We start from the raw sequence: 24615 nt of genomic DNA on the forward strand, positions 1-24615 counted from the left end.
CGAGCCGCACTTCCCTCTAGAACTGAGAAAACACTGATGTCGAACCATTCCGAAGCTCCCAAGGGCATCCACCGCATCGTGAAGCTGCCTGAAAAGGACCTGGCAGACTTGTGGAAGTCGATCATTGTTGATGACGAAATCAAGTCGCGTCTGGTTGCACAGGCTATCGTCAACTTCACTGTCCGTCCTAAGGTCAAGCGGACGGTGCTGCCACTGCACGGCGCCATCCTCCTAGTGGGCCCACCTGGCACAGGCAAGACCTCGCTGGCGCGGGGCTTGGCGAACGAGGTGGCCACACTGATGTCCAAGGCTGGGTTCACCCTGTTGGAGGTTGACCCGCATGCACTGGGCAGCGCAATGATGGGAAAGACCCAGAAGGCTGTCTCTGAACTGTTTTCGCAGACCATCGCGGAAGCTGCCACGCGTGGTCCGACCATCGTCTTGCTGGATGAGGTCGAGACGCTGGCTGTGGACCGGTCCAAACTAAGCATGGATGCGAATCCGGTCGATGTCATGCGAGCGACTGACGCGGTGCTCGTGCAGCTTGACTCTTTGGCTGAGCAGTTCAGCAATATCCTGTTCATCGCGACCAGCAACTTCCCGCAGGCGGTCGATGCCGCCTTCACATCGCGCTGCGACTTGGTGCTCGAGGTTCCACTCCCCAACCATGATGCTTGTGGACAGATCTTGACCGAATGCCTGACAGAGCTCGGCGAGATCTTCAAGGGCATCGAAAAGTTACCTCAAGAGTCCGGCTTCAAGCATTTGGTCTCGGACACGGTTGGCCTCGACGGACGAACCATCCGCAAGGTCGTGGCCAACGCGCTTGCTTCGCGCAAGGAGGTGGCGGTAGCCCCCACGAAGCTGACCATGGCCGATTTGCGGTCGGCTGTAACCCACGCAAAGGCCACGCGCCAGAAAGGCTAACAATGAGCAACGCAACTGTCGTTAAGCGCGTCGTCCGCGGATCGCCTCACCGGGACTCCGTCGAGACATGGGACTTCATCGTAGAGTTGCTGACCCAGGGGAAGTCCGGGCCCAAGCGCGACGAACTGCTCTCCGTCGCCGGTGTCGCTAGTTCGATCCTCACTGAGATGGCGCCGGAGGACGCCGCAATCGTCGTTGAGTGCAAAGGCCCTCGAACACGTATCTATTGCCTCTATGACGAGGACGCTATTGATGGCAGCGACGCCAAAGAGGACGCGCTGGGGCATGACCCTCTGGAGGGCGAGTGGGCTATTTCCCTGCCGTGCCCAAAGGATGACTTGGCCTGGGTCGAGCGAGCGCTAAAGGCTAAGAGCAAGCGCATCACGGCCCGAGACATGACCTCCAAGTTCGGCACTGAGTCGACAGAGGACTCCAAGAAGGCGTCAGCCGACTTCTCCTTCGATACCAGCGAGTTCCTGAAATCATGAGCGCTGTTGCCGTCTATTCCTATTCGCACTCGGTGAGCTACGTCACCGACAACATCCTGAAGAGTTTGAAGGACGTGCTTGTACTGAGCGGCCTAGACCCCCAGAAGCTGGTGGGTGATCACAAAGTCCTGCATGCCGGTATCAAGCGGTGGATCGAAAGCGAGCACCTCGATTTCGTGACTTTGGAGATCTATCACCCGAAGACGAATGCACTGATCAAACGTTGGGATATTGCGGTGACGTACTCGTGGTCGTCCGAGGCGGGCAACTTCTGGGTGGATCCCGAGGCGCTGCGGTATGCCATTAGCAAAGAGGGCCTTCTGCCATCGGAGGCGCTCTACAGCGTGATCGTAAAAAACAAGGTGGGCCGGCCTGACGTCGATGGATGGTCTGCCACAGAGTTCAGGTCCACCGACGGCATGGTGCGTCAAAGCATTGGTACTGGCGTGGAGCACAACGGCCTTAGCGCAAACATGAGCTACTGGAGGACGAAATGACCCTTACCGTGAATGAAGCATTCCGCAAGTTCAAAAGCCGCCTGGAGTTGAACCAAAAGGAACAGGACAATGCTTCGGCGAAGCACACGGAGGTGCGGGACTATCTGCACACAAAGTTCGCCATTGAAGGCGACTTCTTGACCGGCTCGTACAAGAGGCACACCAAGACCAAGCCACTCAAGGACATCGATATCTTCTTTCCCATGAAGCAGTCCGAGCGGCACTACCGCGACAAGGACCCTGGCGTGGTGCTCGATGATTACAAGGCGGTGCTGGTTGAGAAGTACGGCGAGAAGGCTGTTCGCAGACAGAGCCGATCCATCAATGTCGACTTCGGCATTGAGATCAAGGACGAAGATAAGACCGACTACAAGGTGCTGAGCATTGATGTCGTCCCGGCATTTACCTGTGACGAGAATTACGAGATCCCCGATGGTGACACCGGCAAGTGGATCAAGACCAACCCCAAGATTCACGCGCAGAAGGCCGTAGATGCTCACCAAGCCTACTCGAGTGAATGGAAGGGGCTTGTGCGGATGGTGAAGTACTGGAACAACAACCCCAGGCACGGCGAGAAACCCGTGAAGCCATCCTTCCTCATTGAAGTGATGGCGCTCGAGTGCCTGCACGGCGGTTGGGGTGGTCAGTTCGACAGAGAGATCCAGTCCTTCTTTGCGACCCTTGCTGATCGCATCGGTGACACGTGGGAGGATCCTGCGAAGCTTGGACCGCCCATCAGCGGCTCAATGGACGCGGCGCGCGTTGAGCGGGCCAAGAAGCTGCTGACAACCGCCGCAAGGGAAGCCGACCAGGCCATCCACCTCGTCCGACAAGGCAAAAACGGTGAGGCGCTGCGTGCTTGGCGAGACCTGTTCGGCCCAATGTTCCCGCTCGGCTGAGCCTAACTCAAACAAGTGCACGACGACAGATGACACAAGCAGTCAACACACCTCGATACGGCAACGCCTTCCAGGCGCGCATCTTCTGGACCTACGCAACAAGGCTATTGAGCTCCACCACAGCCGTCCGTCGAGTCGGGTTCGAGTCGGGCCCACGCGGTTTTGATGACGTCTGGGTCGAGTACGACCCAAGTCGCGGGCCGCTGGATCAGTTTGGCCGGCGGCTGCAGGTGGAGCGATTCCAGTGCAAGTGGCATGTGGGCAATGGCACGTTCACGCACGTAGACCTGACAGACCCCAAGTACTCTGGTGCCACGACAACGTCGCTGCTGCAGCGTGCTCGGGATGCCTACCTGTCGGATCAGGCCGATGGATTTGCTTCGCGCATTCGGCTTATGACAAACCACCGCATCCATCTGGATGATGTCCTGCACAAGCTGGTTGAGCAGCAGCACCACACATTGAAGCTCGATGAGTTCTTCCAGGGCTCGACGAAACAGAGCAAGTACTGGGTGGCGCGGGAAGCCTGGAGGCAGCATCTTAAGGTCGATGAGGCAGAACTACGCGCGTTCTGCGAACGGCTCGCACTGACCTCTGTGTCGGAGTCGTTAGATGATTTCCGCCAGCGCATGGATGAGGCGCTGCATTTCTATGGGCTCAAGCCGAGCGAGCCAGGAACCAGTTCGACGATCTACGATCAACTGCCCTATGACTGGCTGGCACAAGGCCGAAACGAATTCGACGCAAAGTCGTTCCGCGAGGCCTGCGGGGACGATAAGTTGTTCGCAGACCAAGCGCCGCCACCGGCGAAGGTCTTCGGTGTCAAGTCCTTCGAGCACGGCTTCGACCGCCTTGAAGCGCGCTGTGATGAAGTCCTCAGTCTTTTGCCTGAATTCTCCGACCGCTACCTGAAGCCCGAGTTCACGTGGGAAAAAGACCTTCTGCCCAAGCTGACCGCATTTGTCCGTTCGGCTGGGCAGCGGGAGCAGCGTCTTCGCCTTGCTATGGACACCCACTTGACGCTGGCGTTCGCTGCGGGCACCGTGCTGGACACCAAATCCGGAAAGATTGTGGAGATCGAGCAGCGAACTCGTGGTGGTTCTGCTATCTGGGCCGCCGATGACGCGCCGGTAGATGCCAACTGGCCAGGTTGGACTTTCAGCGAGTTCGACATGGGAACCAATGGGCCGGAGGTGGCAGTAGCGGTATCCATCACCCGGACCACAGAACAGCAGGTTCGTGCGTTTCTCCAGGGCCAGCCGAACATTGGTCGCTTGGTCGTCGCAGGCCTCACGGGTAGCGCATCGCAGTGCGCCGTGCTAAATGGCACCCACGCTGATCAATTGGCGGACCGTCTGGCTAACCACCTCAAGGATGTACGATCAATAGCAGGCCTTGCAGCTCGTCCTGCATTGCATCTGTTTATGGCGGCACCATACAGTTTTGCGTTCTTCCTTGGTCGCCATATCAAAGTCCTGCGACCAGTCACGCTGTACGAATTCGACTTCGAAGGCGAGCGTGGCGGCGGGTACGTCTCATCTCTCACCATGGCAGCCGGAAGCTAGAGTCGCTGTCGCCGCCGATGTGGTGCACGCTTGAATCGAGGACAGCGCGTGGCAAAGCAAGTGATTTTCGCCCTGGGGTGGCCGTGAGGCGCTTTACCTGACGTCAAGCTCCGCGTCACGGAGGTCGTTCTACAAAGCCAAAGGCGGGACTTAAGAAATGCCGGAACAGATGTTTGTGATGCCCCAATCAGGACTTGGCCGTAGCCGCCGCCATGTGGTCCCAGGCCTGGATTGCCATCACCATCGCCAGTGTGTCCAGCTCGCAGTATCTAAGGAGGGCGCTCTCTAGGTTTGCGCGGCGAGCATCAGGCAGATCCTCGAACTGGAGTCGGGCATACGCAGCCATTGCTGCACCACCTTCTTTCAGTTCCTCGGACAGGCCTTCATCGGCTGCATCGGCCTCATCGCGCGAAACGTCGTCGAATACTGGAGGTAGAAGCGCGTAGGGGTCCATTACCTCGCCATCACGCTCTTGCCACCAAGCAATGGGCTCCACAAAGTTCAGGCTGACACCCATTCCGCCGTAGTTTGCCTTACCGTAAATTTCACGCAGAGCGGTCGAACTCTTCATCAGCGCTGGGAGTACCTTCTTCAGCGAGTTGCTGCCATTTGTAGACGGGTGGAAGTAAAACTTCTCTGCTATCTCGCAGAGGTCGACCATGGTCCTTGGCCCGTGAAACTTCTCTTTGGGCGAAACTGACCTTGACGTGATGGACTCAATAAAGCTCACCAGCGCGTCTTTGTCTTGGGGTGGTGTAGCCGATGCAAGAAGCTCTTCACGCAGCTTGTTCAGTACTGTGTTCTCATGCGCGGACCATCTGAAGATGGTGCCGTTATCCTTGTCAAGGGCAATACACAACGCGCGAACGAAATCAATGTTCGGATCAACACCAGGTTTCGCGCAAAGCCATTGGCTCCGGTGTTCAACCCTGCCATCTTCGTAGACGACATGGTGCGAAAACTGGAAAGCCGTGAGCTCGTACGGATGCCGACCGCTTGCGAAGGGGATGGCGACGGCGCTTGTCTCAAAGTCAATGCAATGCAAAGGGAATTTCCATCCGGCCCTTGCAGATAGATAGCCCGCACCATCGAAGTAGTACTCGCCACCACCGGGCCACTCCGGCTGGCAGACATACCACTGTCGGTGCTGGCGCGTCATACCGTTAACGCCTGGATCTTCGCCGTCGAATTTCAGGTCCTCCAGCGTGACCTGCTTTGCCTTCAATACTCCCTGTTCGATGAGCTGATTCTTCCCGCGTAAATTCCAGAGGTCGAGAACCGTCGCCTCGCTGAAATCAGCCTCTCCCCAATTGAATGCCTGAGACCAGCACTCGTGGAAGCCACTCTTGGGCTGTTCAGGCAATGGCCAGCTAGGAGCTTTGAACTGGCAGCCGCTACAAGCTGACGACGGAACGGGGGGAAGCGGCGTGTCCTGGGCGTAGGCAAGAGCGAAGGCCCCCACTGCTTCAGGGAAGGGAAGCTGCTCCGTCGGCCCGACCATGAGGGTGTCAGACAGGATCATGTCAACCTGTACGTCCACAGGGACTTTGGCCAGCAGGAGCTGACCTAAGGACTCTAGCGTCGTGCCTGGTTCCACTTGGACCCTGAGGCGCCGTCCCTCCACGACCACCTTGAATCGCTGATTGAGTCCATCAACTGTCGAAAATTGTTCCTTGTCGACAAGCATCAAGAATGCGTGAACCTGGTGATCAGGCCGCGCATTCTGTGTGACATAGCGCTGAAAAGCCACGTCTTGCAAGTACGGCAGGAACTCCGACTTCAATTGACCCTTGGCTCCTGTGAAGTCACCATCCTTTTTCGCGCTGTAGGACTTCGCTTTTACTTCGATGATCTCTATGCGCGTTCCCATTTTTCGCAAGACGTCAACGCGCACAAACATACTTCCAAATGCGATCGCGGCTTCAAAGATGGTGACCTCGTCCTGCTGCAGGAGCTCAGCAGTCTTAGCTAGAGCAACGTGGTGGTCGAGGTCGTCAACACGGATGCCACCAGGATGGACTAGACACGCCAATTCACCCACCTGGTAGCCGCCCTCGGCCAAAGCAGCCAGGAAGCTGTCCTCAATTGATCGATCAAGATAGTCCTTCTTGCCCGTGTAGTAGAGCTTCCTTGGGCACTCTGCGGCTAGCTTGAAGCGAGACTTGGTGAGGTACCTGATAGATTGGTTCATAACAGATAGAAAGTGATCGAACACCGCGGTTGCTTCGTCCGGAAATCCCAGCTCTTGGGCTTATGCATTAGCTCTCTAGTCAGAAATCGATTCGGACGTGTGTGTATAGCCCATCGATAGGAAGCTCTTGGGTGGAGTGAAAATGCGTATCGTGTTTCAGCTCATCCACCAGCGTTTTCCTTGGAACTTCTGTTCGCTTCTCTTCGCTGCCGTGCTTGCCTGCCATCGTCGATAGAACGGAGGTCATGCGGTCCTTTTTTAACGGGTTTCCACGCTTGTTAAAGCCCTTCCAAAGCGACTTCGGCGTGGCATTCAGGCTCCCGTGATGCCCGACCTTGTAGAGATCAACACCTGCCAGCATCTCTGCAACCCCGGGCTGTTCAAGTGCATATGACCAGTTCTCGATCTGCGCATCACCAGGAAACAGCAACCGCTTTCCACCCACCTCGAAAAGCAAGATAAGACTGGTGTTGTTCATCGCCTTGTCCAGCATGGTGACAATGCCAAGAAGCTGATTGCCGCGAGCATTGGTGATGTGCTTCGCTGCCCAGCGTGCCTCTCGCGGTAACTTGCCTTTTTTGGCGAAAACATAGCTCGCAGCAAATGGCCCATGCGCATTGCCGTTGATTGAGTTTGCCGTGGACACTCCACGAGCATGAAAATGCCAAAACTCATCGTTGTCCGTGGCGCGCTGCTTCTTGATGGTCGCGCTTTGATCCACCGTGGGCGGTCCCAGCACGTGAGTCTTTACACCGGGTAGCAAATCCTTAAGAGGATCCTCCATGCCGTAGTACGCGTACGAGCTTTTTCCAGCCTTGCCCATGCCGGCCAGATTCTCAACAGCAGATAGGTTCTTGGTGTTATCCCGCCCAAGAAAATCAAGCCGTTCAGCTAGGCCTCGTGGTAGTCCTCCTGGCTTCTCAGCGGCCAACTTGACGACCTGCTCCGCCACGTTGTTCATGGCCTGAAGCGCGCTAAATGCACGAGTGTTTCCAGCGGTGGATTTCGCATTCTTTGTGCGTGGCCCCGTAGCGTCCGTTGCTAATGTCAAATCTTCAGTCCATGGCTGCAGTACAAGGCGCGGCTGAAGTGCCCGAATGATGTCTCCGGAGCCACTACCGTTGGATTTTGTGGCGAACCCGCTGATGTGGTCGGCATGTCGGTGTGTGGCCACAACAGCATCCAGTTGCGATCCCCGACATTTCTCCCTGATGTCTTCCGCAACTCTTTGCATTAGCTTTCCACTGTCTGCCTCTGGCGCTCCAGTGGTACCGAAATCAATGAGCACATGCCGCTTGTCTGAGTCACCATCCCCATACACGAACTGCAACAGAAAGCAGTCGCCAAAGCCTACTTGGTAGGCGAACAGATTGAGATGAGTCGGGCTCTTGGCGGATTTCGTCACAGCATGAGGCTTTGCGCCCGCGCCTGTCTTCACACGCGCTTTGTTCGTGATCATACCGAGCCTCCTAAATGGCCTTTGATCGGACGCGATACAGGTTGTGCGCTTTTGGCTCGCGGACTGGACGAAGTTCTCTGCCGTTTGCCTGTGTCATCACAAGAAGCGCAGTGCGCTCGCATCCGATGTAGATTGGCAAAGGCACTGCCTATTTCGGGGTCCTCCGTGGGCTCGCCGACCAGGTACTCAAGCCGTTTGCGCTGCCATTGACCATCGTTCATTTGCCTGGCGATGTGGTACTTCAACTGGCCATATTGGTCAAACACAAGCGTACCTGCGCCATAGACGGTCAGCGCCATATTGGAGTTCACGCCAGGTGGTCGCGGATCCACATTGCAAACTACCTTGAGCTCTGCCCCGAATATGTTGGCGCGGCTGACGTATTCGCAGATGGTCTCGCGCAACAAGAAGCCTTCAGGCCCGATGCGTAGGCTGGGGCGTACAGAGACTACTTGGGTGTAGGACCGCTCGTCGACGCCCAGCGCGTCTCGGTTTTCCCAGATGAATCGGAATACTTCTTCTGGGTCGCGGAGCATGGACTCAAAGTTCGTCCTCCGGTACTGGATAGAGGCGTGCTGCGAGAAGCCGAGCCAACAGCCACTCGCGTCCGTTCTACTCACAGGAGGCACTATTCCGAAGGACCCAAATACTTCAAAGACAGTGTTTCGATAGTGGTACCGCTTGTCATCGGGGGCAATTTCAGCATCTGCTGTGAGCAGCGCTGCAAGGTAGTCCCCGAATTCCAAGTCCAAAGGCGGGCAATAGTCGAGGGCTCGAATTGACATGGTGAGAAGGTGGTCTGCCACCTTGGCCCCCTCGGCCGCAACCTCCACGAGGTTGTAGTAACCATCATCAAAGGTCCCAAGCTCCTCAATGCGACGCAGCCAGATCTGAAGGAACGTGCGCATCAGGGCGGCAGCTAGGATTTCCCCTCGGGTATGCGGCTCTCGGAAGTCTGGAGAGTCGAGCAAGTCGCGCGAGGGCTTGATTCGCACTGATCGACGCAAAGCATTCGCTCGCATCCCACCAAGCGCCCGCCCAAACTCCTCCGCAAGTCCCATGAGGGCGCCGTCGGTCAAAGCGCTGGCAGTGAGCGCCCTCCGATGAATCAGAGATTTGCCCTTGCTCTTGATGACTACGCGGTTGGTAACATCATTGAACTGAGTCAGGGCCAGTTCAACGACTTCCTTGAGGGAAAAGACCGACAGCAGCGCGACAACATCTGAGAAACCTTCATGAAATGCAGCCTGATCCGGTCCGGAGAAATTCATGAAGCCTGCGCGGAGCCCGTCCAGCAGAGCATGGGTAGTCTCGTGCACGATGATGTCGTGCGAGAGACTCGTAAAGACAAAAGGCTTCACAGGCTCCTGATCGGCTTTGAAGTAGCCGAACATCAACGCGCGGTCTTCACGGGAGTAGAACGCATTGGCATCCACAAAGGCGTGCGGGGCAACATGGAGCTGATGACCATCGAAACCCCAGTGCACCCGCCGTCCCAACGCGTACTCAAAACGCGCCAGCGTTCGCATTACCAACGCATAGACGTTCTGCCCGTGAAACGCCGGGTTGGCTAGCAATTGGTCTTCCACCTTTTTGCGGAGCTTGCTCCCGGGAGGTGGAAGCTGGGCCGCAAAAATGTCCTCTAGCCTGCCTTCCGCATCCTCTTGGTATGCGTGGGCCTTGTACAGCACACCGGCCTCAGCATCGAAGTCAACGACCTTGACCCGGTATCCCGTGGGCCCGAGGGCAAGTCGTTCTGCTGGGACATCTACAGTCGCAAATACCCGCTCTCCTGCGGGCCCAGTCACTCCTGGATCTTGGGCCAACACTAAGAACGACTGCTTGCCTGGCTTGATCATCGTCACGGCTGGGCTCCTCTAGACTGCGCGACCATATGTGGTCGCAATTCGACCTGGACAGATCGGATCAAACCGCCGCGAGGAGCTCGGGTGCGTATGAACGAAGGCGCGCTTCAACGAGTGCCCCTCCGTGGCGTTGGAGAACAGTCATTTCATCGCCGTTCAACCGCTTCAGGTTGGTGCTGATCGAGGATGCAAAGGTGGCATCTCCCGGGTTGGCTTGCCCCTCGACGCTATCGATAGAGAACCACAGTGGCTTTGGCCCCTTACCCGCCAAGTGCCGATGCTGCATGCGATCGAACTGCAGCCCTCTCACTTGCTCCATCAGAATGTCCAGAGCAGCTTTGAGGACCATGGCTCCAGCCTCTGTAGGCTCCGAGGTATTGGTGAACGGCTTTCCTCCGTCACTGGTGATCAAATAGTCGAGCTTGTTTCGTTCCACACGCAGACCAGGATTGATACCGAGGTTGTCGTAGACACCTCCGTCCGTGAGCGTCACATAGCCCACTTTCTCTGCCGGAGGGTAGACATCCGGATCCAGCCGCAGAGGTCCGAAAACAGGCGGGAATGCTGAAGATGCCGCAACAGCATTGCTGATTCTGAAGGTTCCCGCATCGACAACGCCAAGCTCATGCTCGCCCATCTCCGCTTTCGAAGCGCTCCCTCCACCTGCGACGAAGAAGAACATGTTCCCCGTAGCAATGTTCGTCGCGTTCAAGTAGATCCGAGGGCCATGTTGCAGAGTGGACAACGACTTCTCACCGAAGAGATCTTTGTCGTAGCTCTCCGCCAACTTGTCCAAGCGGGACTCAAACGGATCCAGGAAGCCCCCGATCACGGACCCCACCGCAATTGACTTTGTTCTGAGGTACTCGTCGAGCTTGTGGAGTGCTGCATCAACACCACTCGACCAGTTCGCAGCAAGCGTTGCTCCCGCGATACTTCCGCCACTGACACAGGTCAAAAGATCAATGCCTTGAAGAAGCCCTAGTGCGTGAAGCTTACGCAACATGCCCAGATGAAAAGCGGCAGCTCTGAATCCTCCACCTGACAAAGCAAGTCCAATCCGGCAGTCTTTGCCGGCGATCGTCACTGTCATAGTCCCTCCATCTCGACTGAATTTATGAAGAAACGTTACAGCAGTTGGGGGGGGGCGTGCAAGGAACTTGTTACCTGAACAAAATTGGCTCCTCCTTGGATGCAAAAATGCTTGGGGCTTACGACGCTTGTTTCGTGGAATCTGCCGCTTGAGATCTTTTGCAGCGGCTGCAGTCCTTCATGAATTGCGCATGGATGGCTGCTCTCGGAACCACCACCGGTCGTCGGCAACGTCTCTATGACTTTGCCACGCTCACTAGGCGGCACAGGTCACACACACGAGGCAGCTCAAGGTGTGGCAGGCGGCAATGACGGCCTACACGCTGCCCAGCATCTTCTCCAGCTCGGTCACTCAAGCACGCGTAGCGCACCAGGCACATATCCAGAACTGGGGATGACGCTGCCATAGACGCGTGATAACGTGTAGGCTGGCAATTCGTACCCCTGCGCAGACAGGTTGTGAAATTGCCCAAAGCGCGAAGACGCCCACATTCATCAGTTCAGGAGAGGGAACATGAATCGACTACCCCAATTCGTGCTCGTTGCCGCCTGCCTGGTGCCGACGTTCGCGGCGGCCCGAGAGGGCATCGCTACCTGGAACCTCGGTTGGCTGATGGACAAGGCCGTGCACACCCGTTGGGTCCAGGCCTGTTCAGCCATCAACTGGAAAACCGAAGATGAGCTCAAGGCTGCCCAGCAGCCAGCCCCTGATGCTCTCAAAGGCCTGCCGTACTGCGATGTCCATGACGGTATCGACTACCGCATCAAGCCCAAGTGCAAGGCGGTGATCGGCATGGCCTTGCAAAGCCGTCCCTCCAAGGCAGACAGCGCCGACGGCAAATGTCGTGTCGCCCCTGACCTGGCCGACTGGACCCAGTACGAGCGCAAGCTCGCCGTGCTGCGCGAAACCTTCCAGGCCATGGACAAAGATGGCGTCACCTTGGTGGGGCTGCAGGAAGTCAGCAATGAAGCGGCGGTGAAGACCATCCTGCCCCCTGGCTGGGAAGTCATCACCTCAGCCAGCCAAGCAGGCGCACCGGCCATCCCGCAACAGGTCGGTGTGGCCTGGAAGGAAGGATCACCGGTACCCCGGAATTTTCGGCTGTTCAACGAGCTTTCGGCCATAGGGTCAAGACCGCTTCGCCCTGGGCTTCAGTTCACGCGCGACGTGTCCGGCAAGCCTACCGACTTTCTTGTGGTCCACATGAAGGCTGGCTGTCGCTCGGTCCCGATCAACAACCCCTCCAAGGACAGTGAGAAGGAAGCCTGCCCGGTCTTGGCCGAACAGGTCGTCGTGCTGGAACGCTGGATAGATGACCGCGTCGGCAAGGACTTCGTGGTTCTGGGAGACTTCAACCGAACCTTGCTGCGCGAGATGGAGCAGTACCCCAGGGCAGATCCCAAGCGCTTCGGCGCCAACATGCCCGATCAGGTCGTGGCGATGGCGACCGAGTGGAACGACGACACACCCAAGGGCAGCCTTATCCAAGTTGTACCGCACAAAAAAAAGAACGCCGAAGGCAAGCTAATTGCTGGGGATTACTTCTGCTCGCAGACCACCGGCATTGACCACGTGATCCTGAGCGCAACGCTGGCGCAGCGGGTGAGGGGTAGCAAGACGCTGGAGATGCTGCAGGTGAGCTATCGACTTGAAGGGAAGAGTTTACCGACTGACAAAGACACGGTACCGCCTTCAGACCACTGTGCACGGTTCGTACGACTTTGAAATTCACTACGCTAAGCCGTTGGATTGGTGACAGATGAGGAAGATCAACAGGCGCTTAGTAAGCGTTCCCCAATCGCTTCGCGCTCCAGCGCTGCGGAGCGAAAAGCGAGCGCTTGAGGACTACTATAGTTTGCCGTCCCGGGAACGGACAAGCCGGCGTGCGCCATTCGATGAGACGGTGCTGCTCCGAGAAGGCGTCGTTGACGCGCTCAACCAGGTGTTCAGGAGGCGCTGTGCATTCTGCGAGGACGAAGTCCTATCCACCGAAGACAACATCAGTCATTTCAGGCCGGCTCGAGGTATTGAAGTTCCGGCATCGTCGAATCGTGGTTCGGCCCGATTTAGCAGCGACCACTATGGTTGGTTCGCCTATGAATGGCGGAATTTGCTTGTCGTGTGCCCTGCATGCAGAAAGATTCAGGGAGCGAGATTCCCTGTGAGCGGCACCCTCGCCCCTGTGCTTTGCACATGGTCAGAAGCGAACGACATTGAGAATGTTGAGTTGCTTGATCCATGTGTTGACGACCCGCTGAAGCACCTCTCGCTTCTGGTGTCCGGGGAGCTCGTTCCGCTTACTTCGCAGGGGCAATGCACGGTGGATCTGCTGGAGCTGAACTCGAGGTTCAATCTCAAAGAGCAGCGTGCTCGCAGCGTTTCTGTCTTGAAAGACATGTTGCTGGAGCGGAATGACTTGAGTAGGCAAAGTTCGAAATCCCCGCTCGTCGAGTTGGAAGAGCGGCGGGCACGTCCAGGGGCTGCGATTCTGGCCGCGAGAGGCATCCTTGACCAACTTGAAGAGCAAGTGCCGCACTATGCACGGCAGGCTAGGGTGCGTTCTATCGACGAGATTTTCAAGGCTTTGGCTTTGGCGCCCAGGGAGCGCCTGCTTGCAGCGCTTCAGACCTACTCTGAGTCCAGGAGCACAACTCGTGTGCGTCCATATCGCGATGCGGCAGCTGCTCAGCTGTCGTTTGACAAACGAACTGGGGACAGTCGGATCCGGAAAATCGAAATCAAAGCTTTCAAGGGAATATCGGATCTGACTCTTGACTTTATGAGATCTGGAGAAAAGACCTTCTCATCCCCGTGTGTCGTGCTTCTGGGCGAGAACGCAGTAGGAAAAAGCAGCGTGCTTCAGGCGCTATGCCTGACGCTATCGGCGCCGTCAGAACGTAGAAGATTGAGACTCAGACTCCCAGATTTCATGAGCCATGGTAGCGAAGACTGGAAAATGGGACAGGTGGTTCCCGAGGTGAGAGTTGAGCTTGACGATGGGACGGTTGTGGAATTGACCGTTGATTCGTCGACACCCTCAAGCTTTAAAGGGGGCGGAACATCTGCTGTTACGCTGCTCGCATACGGAGCGCGCCGCTACTTTGAAAGTAACAAGCAGGCGAAGTCTGTGGAGAACAAGACGCTATTTGATCCGCTGGCGACGATTGCGGACGCGACACCTTGGTTGCAACAGTGTTCCGAACAGGAGTTTGACGCCGTGGCTCGAGCCATGTCAGACGTTCTTTCGCTCCAAGCCCAAGACCGCATCTTTCGGGCAATAGACGGCAGAGTAATGGTCCGAGCGCATGGCCGCAACACGCCGATCAGCCAGATGAGCGATGGCTACAAGTCGCTCTTCGCCATGACCGTGGACATCATGTGTCAGATGGTTCAGCGCTGGACAAGTCTCGAGGCGGCTCGAGGCGTCGTGCTTATAGATGAGATCGAGACCCACCTGCACCCTCGCTGGAAGCTGCAGGTAATGGGGGCCCTCAGGAAAGCCCTCCCGCAGGTTCAATTCATCGTTACCACACACGACCCACTGTGTCTTCGCGGCATGGGAAACAACGAAGTCATTGTTCTCAATCGGGATGCGGCTGGAGTCGTCGCGCAGCAACAGGGACTACCAAGCGTCGTTGGCTTAAGGGCAGAGCAGCTCTTGACATCGGATTACTTTGGCTTGGTCAGCACGACAGCCCCTGAGATGGACAGACTTCTTGACCAGTATGTAGAGGCAGTCCAGGACGCGGGCCAGCAGGCGTCGCCAGGTCGCGATCTAAAAGCCAAAATTGCTGCGGAAATTTCGTCCGTGACGACGCGTGGGGACACTGTTAGTCAGCAACTCGCAGCTGAGGCCGTTGCGCGATACCTTGCTGCCAGGCGTGCTCAGCCGCTCGCAGACAGTTCGGCAGTTCGCGAGGATGCGGTTCAAGCAATTCTGGCAATGTTGAATAAGAAAGATGGTGATGCGGTTCGTTGATAGAGCCAGCGTCCCAGTTCCGCAGTCCCTGGTTGCTCCGGCGGGAGCTACGGCGACTGAGCGGCAGTCTGCGATTGACTACTACGGAGCCAATCCTCCGCCTACGAAGGCCTTCGGGTTCGAACAGTACAAACACCCCGATGTCGTCGAGGCACTTGAAAAACTCTTTGGCGGCAAGTGTGCTTACTGCGAGAGCCGATACGCAGCGATGCAGCCGATGGACGTCGAGCACTTCCGGCCAAAGGGTTGCGTAGCCGGAGAGAAGCACCCGGGGTATTGGTGGCTAGCTCTCGCGTGGGAGAACCTGCTGCCTAGTTGTACTGACTGCAACCGGTGTCGCAAGCAATTTATTGTCGATCTAGGCGAAAACGGCGACGTTGTCGTCTCAAATGAGAAAGAGAATTCAGGCAAAAAGGACGCCTTCCCCATCAGCGGCAAAGTGCGCGCCTGCAAGCCGAGCGACAGTCTGATGGCGGAAGGCGCGTTGCTCATCGACCCAACAGTACAGGACCCCGCACAGCATTTACAGTGGTTCATGGGCAACCTGTCAATGCCAGTGGTCGTGGCAAGGGAAGTGGATGGCGTAAAGGATCCAATGGCCGTGGCAAGCATTGAGGTTTATGGTCTCAATCGTCTGCGGCTAGTCCAAGAGCGCGGAACTGTGCTTGAGGATTTGGCGTCCGATTTTTCGGACTTGAGGAGCGATGTCGGATTGGCAGCCACCGCTCCACCGGGAGGACTGAGGGACGCGCTGTTGGCCCAGATCCATTTACGGATGCAGAAGCTTCGACAAAAGAGCGAGACAAGTCGGTGGTACTCAGCAGTGGCGATGGCATACGTTGAGACAGCCGAGGCGGCCTTGAAGGTCGAGTTGGAGGGGTTGATCAGCCCCGCACCGTGATTGCAGCGCCGCAGGCATACGAATTTGGCGCAAAAGAATGGAGATGCGATGGGAGAATTTCAGAAGACTCAACGCGCGGACGTGACGTCGAACTGTGACAAGTCCTTCTGCGACCATGTGATGAAAGGGGCATCACCAGTGGCGTCATCTATCCCAAGCTGGTATCCAATCTTGCAAGCGTCTACAAGTTCAAGAATATTGGCGGTACCTCAGCCGATGCGATGGCCGCTGGGGTATCCGCAGCGGCTGAGTACGCACGTCGCAATGGAAGTGCCAACGCATTCGACGAACTCGAGAAGTTGCCAGAGGAACTTAGTGCGAAAGTGGGCCCTTTCGGCGGGTCGAAACTCTTCACCTTGTTTCAACCGGCTGACCCGTCCCGCCCTGCGTTGACACATGGGCGTTTCACAAGGGAGAAGTGTCATGAAATCAGAGATCAAACGCACGCAGCGCGATTACCCGCCCGCCTTAAAGTTGGCGGTGATCGAGCAAGTAGAAAAAGGCGAGTTCACTTGCAAAGGGGCGCAGCGCAAGTACGGCATTCAGGGCCACATGCAGTCGAGCCCGCGACTCATTGGCGCTCGTCCTGTGGTCCTCGAAACTGGCAGATGCACTAGCCTTCATTAAGGGCAAGTGCGGATGATTCGAAGAGGGTCAAGTCGCGCTGATCCCATGACTTCGAGGTCCGCCTGTGCGACCCGAGCTACGATGCCGTCTCGATCGGCGTGTACTTGAACTGGGTGTCCTGCCGCTCGGGTCGGTGGAGGGCGTCTTAAATTCCTCCCGAAGGGCTCTCGGTTGCCCGCATCGCTGCCGACCCGCTGGCTACGGCGGCAATGGCTAGGCATGAGCCGGCCGAGTTCCGCGGGATCGTCCGCTCGAGCGGACTCGCTCGGCTGACAGGTGTCGAGCGACCGCAGGGGACGGTGAAGCCGCCGGACACAGTCGTCGGTAATCAATGACCGGTTTGCTCCGATGCAGTCGCTCGAGCATCTCTTAGCGAATGACTCAGATCAGCCTGAAGCGGTCTGAGTCTGTGGTCCCTCACCCATGGGTTTACGACTTTATTTCCAAAGTGCGCTTCACGCCAAACACGCATGGATGGGAGAGTGTGGTTTACGACTTTATTTGCGTGTTTACGACTTTAATTACCCAGAATATCAAAAGCCTCCGCCCCCAGCGCGTCACTCCACAGTGACACTTTTTGCCAAATTTCTGGGCTTATCCACATCCGTCCCCCGCGCACACGCCGTGTGATACGCCAGCAACTGCAGCGGCACGACATGCAGCAGCGGGCTCAGCGGGCCATAGTGCTCGGGCATGCGGATGACGTGAATGCCTTCGCCGCTTTCGATGCGGGTGTCGGCGTCGGCCAGCACGTAGAGCACACCGGCGCGCGCGCGCACTTCCTGCATGTTGCTCTTGAGTTTTTCCAGCAGCGCATCGTTGGGCGCCACCGTGACCACGGGCATGGCGCTGGTGACCAGGGCCAGGGGCCCGTGCTTGAGTTCACCCGCTGGGTAGGCCTCGGCGTGGATGTAGCTGATTTCCTTGAGCTTCAAGGCACCTTCCAGGGCAATGGGGTAGTGCAGGCCCCGGCCCAGGAACAGGGCGTTTTCCATGCGGGCGAAGTCTTCGGCCCAGCTGATGAGCTGGGGCTCCAGCGCCAGCACCGCCTGCAGCGCCACGGGCAGGTGGCGCATGGTTTTGAGGTGGGCAGCTTCTTGCTCCTCGCTCAGCCGACCTTTGGATTGGGCCAGCGCCAGCGTCAGCAGGAACAAGCCTGCCAGCTGGGTGGTGAAGGCCTTGGTGCTGGCCACGCCAATCTCCACACCCGCGCGGGTGATGTAGGCCAGCTTGCACTCCCGCACCATGGCGCTGGTGGCCACATTGCAGATGGTGAGCGTGTGCGACATGCCCAGGCTTTGCGCGTGTCGCAGCGCTGCCAGCGTGTCGGCCGTTTCGCCCGACTGGCTGATGGTGACCACCAACGTGCGCGGGTTGGGCACGCTGGTGCGGTAGCGGTATTCGCTGGCCACTTCCACTTGCGTGGGGATGCCGGCGATTTCTTCGAGCCAGTATTTGGCGGTGCACCCGCTGTAGTAGCTGGTTCCGCAGGCCAGGATGAGGACGCTGTCGATCTCCTTGAACACGCGCCAGGCGGCGGCGCCAGGCTCGCCGTGTTGGCCCGCGCCGTCGAACAGCTCAGGCACGATGCCTTCCACGCCTTCGAGGGTGTCGGCAATGGCGCGCGGCTGCTCGAAGATTTCCTTTTGCATGTAGTGGCGGTAGGGGCCCAGCTCGGCCGCGCCGCTGTGGGCCAGCACGGTGCGCACGGGGCGTTGGGCGGGCGTGAGTGCGGCGCCGTCCTTGCCCACGATCCAGTAGCGGCCCAGTTGCAGGTCTGCCAGGTCGCCCTCTTCCAGGTAGACGATCTGGTCCGTCACGCCGGCCAGTGCCATGGCGTCGCTGGCCAAGAAGTGCTCAGGAGATTGCGAGGCCCCTCCGGCAGCGTCTTTGCCAACCCCCAGGATGAGCGGCGAACCGGCGCGCGCCCCCACCACGCGGTGGGGTTCGTCCTTGTGCATCACCGCGATGGCGTAGGCGCCGTGCAGCTCGGCCACGGCGGCCTGCACGGCATCGAACAGGTCGCCGGTGTAGTGGCTGTCCACCAGGTGGGCGACGACTTCGGTGTCGGTCTGGCTCGCAAACACATAGCCGCGTGCCTGCAGTGCCTTGCGCAGTTCTTCGTGGTTTTCAATGATGCCGTTGTGGACCAGGGCCACGCGGCCAGCGCTCTGGGCGTTGGCGTCAGCGCCCGTGCCGTGGCTGAAATGCGGATGGGCGTTGTGCACGGCAGGCGCGCCATGGGTGGCCCAGCGGGTGTGGGCAATGCCGGTGGCGCCGTCGATGCGTTCCGTGGTCACCTGGTCCAGCAGTTCGGCCACACGCGCCGTGCTGCGGGCGCGCTGCAGACCCGCCGGGCGTGCGGCATCGAGGCTGGAGGCGTGCACGGCCACGCCGCACGAGTCATACCCCCGGTATTCAAGCCGCTGCAGGCCCTGGACGAGGATGGGAACGATGTTGCGCGTGGAGACCGCGCCGACGATGCCGCACATGGTGTTTGCCTTGGTTTGAAAGCGATGGGCGATGTTAGGCAGCCCAATAAGAAATTGTTGATTGATATTTATTAATTTTTGAACTTTAATTTCATTAATCATTCATTGTGAAATTTTCTTTCAAATCACAAAAATTTATGGAATCCATATCGCTCGACAGCACGGACCTGCAGCTGCTCAACCTCCTGCAAACCGATGCCGCACAAAGCAACCAGGCGCTGGCCGAGCAGGTGCATGTCTCGCCACCCACCTGCCTGCGCCGCGTCAAGCGCCTGCATGATGTCGGTCTGATCGAGCGCCAGGTGGCCATCCTGCAGCCCGACCGGCTGGCGGCTGTTCAAGGCCACGGGCTGGCATGCATCGTCGAGGTGTCGCTCGACCGCCAGGGCGCTGAGCAGCTCGAAGCATTCGAAGCCCACGCCGTGGCCGACGACGCCGTGCAGCAGTGCTGGCGCGTGTCGCCCGGGCCCGACTTTGTGCTGGTGGTGCACACCCGGGACATGCCGGGCTACCTGGCGCTGTCGCAGCGCCTGTTCACAGGCGATGCCAACGTGCGCAATGTGAAGGCTTTTTTCGCGACGCGCCGGGCAAAATTCGATACAAAAGTGCCTCTAGCGCTTGATTAGAAATCGTTGCACGCTATCAATTTTGAAAACCCCAACGGCAACCACACTGCAGCGAATCCATGGCGATACCGTGCCGCCGCTGCCCGTGCAGTTGCCCTTTGCGGTGCCTGGTCATTTCGTGCTGGTATCGCTCCTGGGGGAGATGTAAGCTCCCCAGCCACCACCACCCCTCGTGCCCAGCCCATCGGGGGGCGCTGCGGGCCGCCCCCCCATTCCGCCCATGCCCACACCCCGCCGCCAGATGCCCCGACGTATCTATCCCCTGCGCATTCTGGGCATGGGGCTGGGCGGCATGGTGGTGGGCGTGGTGCTGTGGGAGCGCCATGCCAGCGTCACCGCCTGGCTGACCATGGCGCTGCCCGCATTCGTCTGGCCGCATGTGGCCTATCTGGTGACGCGCCACAGCAAAGACCCCTACCGTGCCGAGACCCGCAACCTGCTCATCGACTCTGCCCTGGCCGCCAGTTTTGTGCCGCTGATGCACTTCAACCTGTTGCCCAGCGTGCTGCTGCTGACACTGACCATGGTGGACAAGATCACCACCGGCATCCGCGGGCTGTGGGCGCGCGCGCTGCCCGCGATGCTGTCCGGAGGGCTGGTGGGCGCGGCGCTCTCAGGCCTGCACTGGGCGCCTGAAACCTCCATGCGCGTCATGATCGCCTGCCTGCCGGTGATGGCACTGCACACACTGTCGGTCAGCCTGGTCAGCTACCAGCTCATCCGCCAATCGGCGCGGCAGAACCAGCTGCTGGACGAGCTGCGGCGTGTGGATGCACTCACCGGTCTGTTCGGGCGCGGTCACTGGCAAGAGCAGGCCGAGGCCGCGCTGCGCCGCCACCACACCAGCAACGAACCGGCCTGCATGCTGATGCTGGACATCGACCATTTCAAGGAGATCAACGACGCCCACGGCCATACCGTGGGTGACGAAGTGATCCGTGCACTGGCCCATGTGGTGCGCGGCAACGTGCGCGCGGGCGACTGCGCGGGGCGCTACGGTGGTGATGAATTTGCCATCGTGCTGCCCGGCATGCAGGCCAAGGACGCGCTGGCCATTGCCCACCGCATCCGCGAGCAGACCGAGAGCGTTCGCCTGCGCAGCCTGCCCGGCGTACGCGTCACCAGCAGCATTGGCGTGGCCCCCGCCGACCACCGCCACAGCAGCCTGCGCGCCTGGATCGACGCGGCCGACGCCGCGCTGTATGCCGCCAAGAACGGCGGGCGCAACCGCGTGGCAGGGTGCATGGAGCCGGACCTGGTGCCAGCGGTGTAGCGGGCGGCCGCCGGTTCAGCGTCAGGGGTTGGTGGCCCCGGGGTCAGCCTCCGTCGCAGCACACTCCACGGGCCATTGCACACGCACCGTGCAGCCCCCACCCGGCATTGCCGTAGCGCTGAGGTGTGCGCCATGGCGTTGCGCCACCGCACGGCACAGCGCCAGACCCGTGCCCACGCCGTCAAACTCAGTCTCGCGGTGCAGGCGCTGGAACACACCGAACAAGGTGCCCGCACGCGCCGGGTCAAACCCCACGCCGTTGTCTCGCACCGTAAAGGCCAGCTGGCCCCGTGGCGCCACATCGGCCTGCAGGGTGATGCAGGGCTGGGCCACCGGACGTGTGAACTTGAGCGCGTTGCCCAGCAGCTGCACCAGCAACTCCTGCAGCAACACCGGGTCGGCCTGCAACGTAGGCAGGTTGGCATCCACGCGCCATTCCACGGCACGCCCTGCCTCGGCAGGGGCCAGAGTGGCGCGCGCCTGGGCCATCGCATCGGCCAGCGGCACAGGCTGCAGGCGCAGCGGGGCGCGGCTGGCGCGCACCAGGGCCTGCAGCCCGTCGATCATCAGGCCCATGCGCCGGGCGGACTGGTCCATGGTGGCCAGAAAGCCCAGTGCCTCCTGCACCTCGGCGCCCTGCGCCACCTCGGGCGGCAGATCCCCCAGCACCTCGCGCACCAGCGTGCCGTACGAGGTCACATGCCGCAGCGGCGCGCGCAGGTCGTGCGAAACGGCGCGCAAGAACTCCTCCTGCGCAGCCGCCATGTGGGCCACCTGCTGCTGGCTGCGGGCCAGCGCGGCGCGCAATCCCTGCAATTGCTGCAGCTCGTCCCCGGCGCTGGCGTCTGGCGCGCTCATGGCTTGGCTTGTTTGGCGGGGCGATTCCAGTTGGCAATGCTGACCTGCTTGCCCCGCGCCACGCTCAGCGCTCCCGGCGCCGTGCTCTTCGTGATGGTGCTGCCACCACCCACCGTGCCGCCTGCGCCAATCGTCACCGGCGCCACCAGCACGCAGTTGCTGCCCACATGCACATCGGCCTCGATCACCGTGCGGTGCTTGTTGGCACCGTCGTAGTTGGCGGTGATGCTGCCCGCGCCGTAGTTCACACGCTCGCCCACGGTGGCGTCCCCCAGGTAGGCGAGGTGGTTGGCCTTGGCGCCATCGGCCAGCGTGCTGTTTTTCACTTCCACAAAATTGCCGATGTGCACCTCGCGGCCCAGTTGTGCACCGGGGCGCAGGCGGGCAAAGGGGCCGATCAGCGCGCCCTCGCCCACGGTGGCGCCAGCCTTCTCGCCGTCGATGTGGGTGAACGGATGGATCACGGCGCCCGCCGCGATGCGTGCGTTGGCAATGCAGCAGTTCGCGCCAATGCTCACGCCCTCGCCCAGCTCCACGCGGCCGGTGAAGACGCAGTTCACGTCGATCTCCACATCCTGCCCACACACCAGTTCGCCGCGCACACCGGTGCGGGTGTCATCGCGCACATCGAACCGCGCCGGGTCGGCCAGTCGCACGCCCTGCTCCATCAAGGCCCGGGCCTGGCGCAGCTGGTGCGCGCGCTCCAGCTCGGCCAGTTGCAGCGGGCTGTTCACGCCCGCCACCTGCAGCGCATCGGTGATGCGGTGCGCCACCACGGACACGCCATCGGCCACGGCCATGGCGACGATGTCGGTGAGGTAGTACTCGCCCTGGGCGTTGTCATTGGTCAGCCGCGCCAGCCAGCCGCGCAGCAGCTTCGCGGGCACGGCCATGATGCCGCTGTAGACCTCGGTGATGGCGCGCTGGGCGTCGGTGGCGTCCTTGTGTTCGACGATGCCTTGCACGGCATCCGATGCATTGCGCACGATGCGGCCATAACCCGTGGGGTCGGGCAGGGTCACGGTCAGCAGGGCCAGCTTGCCGCCTTCGCTGGCCGCCACCAGTGCACGCAGGGTGTCGGCCTGGGTCAGCGGTACATCGCCCGACAACACGACCACCGTGCCGTCATCGCGCAGGTGGGGCACGGCCTGCAACACGGCGTGGCCGGTGCCCAGCTGGGGCTCCTGGCGCACGAATTTGAGGTCAAAAGAGGCGCCAGCGCCTGCTGCACCTGCGGTAGCAGCTTCTACTTCTGGTGCACCGTGGCCGGTGATGACGATGGCGCTGCGCGCCTGTAAATGGGCTGCCTGGTCCAGCACATGCTGCAGCAGCGGGCGGCCGGCCAGGCGCTGCAGCACCTTGGGGAGGCGGCTTTTCATGCGCGTGCCCTTGCCGGCCGCCATGATGAGGATGTCGAGTGAGGTCATGAAAAAGGAGGTGGGGTTGCGCAGCAAAAGCCCGGCGCGCGGGCATGGCGTGGATTATCGGTTGCGGCCAACACAGCGCAATATGCTATTCAAACCATAGCTTCTTGCGCTTACCACACAAGCGCCAGAGGCCAATTTGATCAAATTTCTGCCGCAGCAGTACCTCTACAACAGCGGCATCAGCCGGGGCGGCGTGTCGTAGTACTCGGCGATGCGCGCCAGCGCGCGGGTGTTGAGCAGGCGCAGCCGCCCGTTTTTCAGCTCATGCAGGCCCAGCAGCGACAGGCGCCGCAGCGTCTTGTTGGTGTGCACCAGCGACAGCCCCAGTGCATCGGCAATGTGCTGCTGGTTCAGCGGGAACGCCACCGCGCCGTCCTCCACCAGCCCGATGCGGTCGAGCCGCCGGTACAGGTGCATGAGCAGCATGGCCACGCGTTCGGTGGCGTTGCGGCGGCCGGTGGTCAGCAGGTTGTCGTCCACATGGCCTTCTTCGTGGGCCGACAGCCAGGTGATGTCGTAGCCCAGGCGCGGGTGCTCGCGAAACAGCGCCCACAGGCTGTCGTTCTGGAACACACACAGCGAACAATCGGTCAGCGCCTCGATGCCGTGGGTGGAGACATCGCCAAATTCCTGCTGCAGGCCCACGAGGTCGCCAGGCAGCAAAAAATTGAGGATCTGGCGGCGCCCGTCGCTCATGGTCTTGTAGCGAAAGGCCCAGCCCGAATACAGCGTGAACAGCTTGGCATTGGTCTGGTTCTCGCGCACCAGCGCGCCGCCGGCCTCCACGGCCAGGCTGTCCGTGCGAAAGCCTTCAATGAAATCCAGCACCTCGGGTTTCACGGCCGTGAACGCGCCGGTCTTTCGCAGCCGGCAGTCGTGGCAGGTCGGGGGACAGGCGTTGGCAGGCAGGGTGACATTCATGGTGGCGCAATTCTCATCGATTCACACTGGGCGACAGCACCACGACGCGCGGGGTGGTGCAGCAGTTACATCTATGTCTTTTGACATTGTGCAACCGCCGCGCGCGCCCTACATTGACCTCACTTATGAACGTATCCCCCGTCCTCTACGAGGTTCTCTATGTGAGCACCCTCGCCCCCGATCAACCCTTGAGCGTGGTGGCCGAGATCGCAGGGCGCGCGCGCCATGTCAACGCGGAGCTGGACGTGACGGGGTTGCTGATTTTTGACGGCCAGCGCTTTTGCCAGCAGCTCGAAGGCCCGCAGAAGGCGGTGCTCAAACTCATCGAACGCATCCGCAACGACCCTCGCCACGTCAACGTCGAGGTGCTGCACCACGGCCCGCTGGCGGGGCGGCGTTTCCACCAGTTCAGCCTCGCGTTCAGCACGGTGGAAGACGTGGACGCGCTGGCGCGCATGGAGCATCTGGACGGGGACGCAGCGCTCGCGGCTTTTGAAGCCATGCGCGGCGAACTGGTGCTCTGAACA

Annotated in this window: 19 protein-coding genes and 1 pseudogene; 12 read left to right on the forward strand and 8 right to left on the reverse strand. The window is 59.8% G+C overall.

Annotation, left to right across the window (positions count from 1 at the left end; translation table 11 throughout):
- The first annotated feature begins 36 nt into the window (after nt 1-36).
- From IB243_RS23690 to IB243_RS23710, 5 genes are read left to right on the forward strand one after another with little or no spacing between them, the layout of a single operon-like run.
- Nucleotides 37-927 carry an AAA family ATPase gene (locus IB243_RS23690; protein WP_192429661.1) on the forward strand — a complete coding sequence of 297 codons (891 nt, stop codon included), beginning with the start codon at nt 37-39 and terminating at the stop codon, nt 925-927.
- A gap of 2 nt (nt 928-929) precedes the next feature.
- Nucleotides 930-1415: a hypothetical protein gene (locus IB243_RS23695; protein ID WP_192429662.1), complete on the forward strand. Its 486-nt coding sequence runs from the start codon at nt 930-932 to the stop codon at nt 1413-1415.
- Complete coding sequence (locus tag IB243_RS23700) at nt 1412-1912, forward strand: HORMA domain containing protein (RefSeq protein ID WP_192429663.1); 501 nt, start codon at nt 1412-1414, stop codon at nt 1910-1912. The genes IB243_RS23695 and IB243_RS23700 overlap by 4 nt, the downstream gene beginning before the upstream one ends.
- On the forward strand, nt 1909-2811 hold the full coding sequence (locus IB243_RS23705) for a CBASS oligonucleotide cyclase (RefSeq protein ID WP_192429664.1): 903 nt from the start codon (nt 1909-1911) through the stop codon (nt 2809-2811). The genes IB243_RS23700 and IB243_RS23705 overlap by 4 nt, the downstream gene beginning before the upstream one ends.
- Nucleotides 2812-2840: 29 nt before the next feature.
- A complete protein-coding gene (locus IB243_RS23710) occupies nt 2841-4376 on the forward strand; it encodes an SAVED domain-containing protein (RefSeq protein ID WP_192429665.1) in 1536 nt (511 codons plus the stop codon).
- 187 nt (nt 4377-4563) lie between these two features.
- Here IB243_RS23710 and IB243_RS27510 read toward each other — a convergent pair whose 3' ends face one another.
- The 4 genes from IB243_RS27510 to IB243_RS23730 form a co-directional block, all read right to left on the reverse strand.
- Nucleotides 4564-6591 (reverse strand): DUF2779 domain-containing protein, encoded by a 2028-nt coding sequence (locus IB243_RS27510; protein WP_192429666.1) that lies wholly within the window; start codon nt 6589-6591, stop codon nt 4564-4566.
- A 55-nt stretch (nt 6592-6646) separates the two neighbouring features.
- Complete coding sequence (locus IB243_RS23720; protein WP_192429667.1) at nt 6647-8026, reverse strand: MBL fold metallo-hydrolase; 1380 nt, start codon at nt 8024-8026, stop codon at nt 6647-6649.
- Nucleotides 8023-9891: a hypothetical protein gene (locus IB243_RS23725; RefSeq protein WP_225585291.1), complete on the reverse strand. Its 1869-nt coding sequence runs from the start codon at nt 9889-9891 to the stop codon at nt 8023-8025. Before IB243_RS23725 ends, IB243_RS23720 begins: the two co-directional genes overlap by 4 nt.
- Before the next feature lie 61 nt (nt 9892-9952).
- Nucleotides 9953-10984, reverse strand: a complete 1032-nt coding sequence (locus IB243_RS23730) for a patatin-like phospholipase family protein (protein WP_192429668.1) — start codon at nt 10982-10984, stop codon at nt 9953-9955.
- A gap of 513 nt (nt 10985-11497) precedes the next feature.
- On the opposite strand from IB243_RS23730, the gene IB243_RS23735 reads away from it, so the two are divergent.
- From IB243_RS23735 to IB243_RS23750, 4 genes and pseudogenes are all read left to right on the forward strand, one after another.
- Nucleotides 11498-12709: a hypothetical protein gene (locus IB243_RS23735; protein ID WP_192429669.1), complete on the forward strand. Its 1212-nt coding sequence runs from the start codon at nt 11498-11500 to the stop codon at nt 12707-12709.
- A gap of 34 nt (nt 12710-12743) precedes the next feature.
- The gene (locus IB243_RS23740; protein ID WP_225585293.1) at nt 12744-14963 is read left to right on the forward strand and encodes an AAA family ATPase; all 2220 of its coding nucleotides are present in this window, start codon (nt 12744-12746) and stop codon (nt 14961-14963) included.
- Nucleotides 14950-15864 carry an HNH endonuclease gene (locus IB243_RS23745; RefSeq protein WP_192429671.1) on the forward strand — a complete coding sequence of 305 codons (915 nt, stop codon included), beginning with the start codon at nt 14950-14952 and terminating at the stop codon, nt 15862-15864. Before IB243_RS23740 ends, IB243_RS23745 begins: the two co-directional genes overlap by 14 nt.
- A 423-nt stretch (nt 15865-16287) precedes the next feature.
- Nucleotides 16288-16413 (forward strand): annotated as a pseudogene (locus IB243_RS23750) (IS3 family transposase); the annotation flags it as partial.
- A gap of 635 nt (nt 16414-17048) precedes the next feature.
- On the opposite strand, the gene glmS reads toward IB243_RS23750, so the two are convergent.
- Complete coding sequence (glmS, locus tag IB243_RS23755) at nt 17049-18983, reverse strand: glutamine--fructose-6-phosphate transaminase (isomerizing) (protein ID WP_057270377.1); 1935 nt, start codon at nt 18981-18983, stop codon at nt 17049-17051.
- 137 nt (nt 18984-19120) lie between these two features.
- Between glmS and IB243_RS23760 the strand changes: the two genes are divergently transcribed.
- Nucleotides 19121-19609 (forward strand): Lrp/AsnC family transcriptional regulator, encoded by a 489-nt coding sequence (locus IB243_RS23760; RefSeq protein ID WP_192429672.1) that lies wholly within the window; start codon nt 19121-19123, stop codon nt 19607-19609.
- Nucleotides 19610-19829: 220 nt separating this feature from the next.
- A complete protein-coding gene (locus IB243_RS23765; protein WP_192429673.1) occupies nt 19830-20882 on the forward strand; it encodes a GGDEF domain-containing protein in 1053 nt (350 codons plus the stop codon).
- A gap of 21 nt (nt 20883-20903) precedes the next feature.
- Here the strand turns inward: IB243_RS23765 and IB243_RS23770 are convergent, their stop codons facing one another.
- The 3 genes from IB243_RS23770 to IB243_RS23780 all read right to left on the reverse strand — a co-directional run bounded on the left by IB243_RS23770 (nt 20904) and on the right by IB243_RS23780 (nt 24088).
- Nucleotides 20904-21740, reverse strand: coding sequence for an ATP-binding protein (locus IB243_RS23770; RefSeq protein WP_192429674.1), 837 nt, complete (start codon nt 21738-21740; stop codon nt 20904-20906).
- Entirely contained in the window at nt 21737-23167 is a 1431-nt protein-coding gene (gene glmU, locus IB243_RS23775) for a bifunctional UDP-N-acetylglucosamine diphosphorylase/glucosamine-1-phosphate N-acetyltransferase GlmU (RefSeq protein WP_192429675.1), read from the reverse strand. Before glmU ends, IB243_RS23770 begins: the two co-directional genes overlap by 4 nt.
- Nucleotides 23168-23332: 165 nt before the next feature.
- The gene (locus IB243_RS23780) at nt 23333-24088 is read right to left on the reverse strand and encodes a Crp/Fnr family transcriptional regulator (RefSeq protein WP_010466630.1); all 756 of its coding nucleotides are present in this window, start codon (nt 24086-24088) and stop codon (nt 23333-23335) included.
- A gap of 125 nt (nt 24089-24213) precedes the next feature.
- On the opposite strand from IB243_RS23780, the gene IB243_RS23785 reads away from it, so the two are divergent.
- A complete protein-coding gene (locus tag IB243_RS23785; RefSeq protein WP_192429676.1) occupies nt 24214-24612 on the forward strand; it encodes a BLUF domain-containing protein in 399 nt (132 codons plus the stop codon).
- Nucleotides 24613-24615: the final 3 nt, after the last annotated feature.

Origin of the sequence: Acidovorax sp. ACV01, assembly GCF_014851495.1 — a bacterium.
GTDB lineage: Bacteria > Pseudomonadota > Gammaproteobacteria > Burkholderiales > Burkholderiaceae_C > Acidovorax > Acidovorax radicis.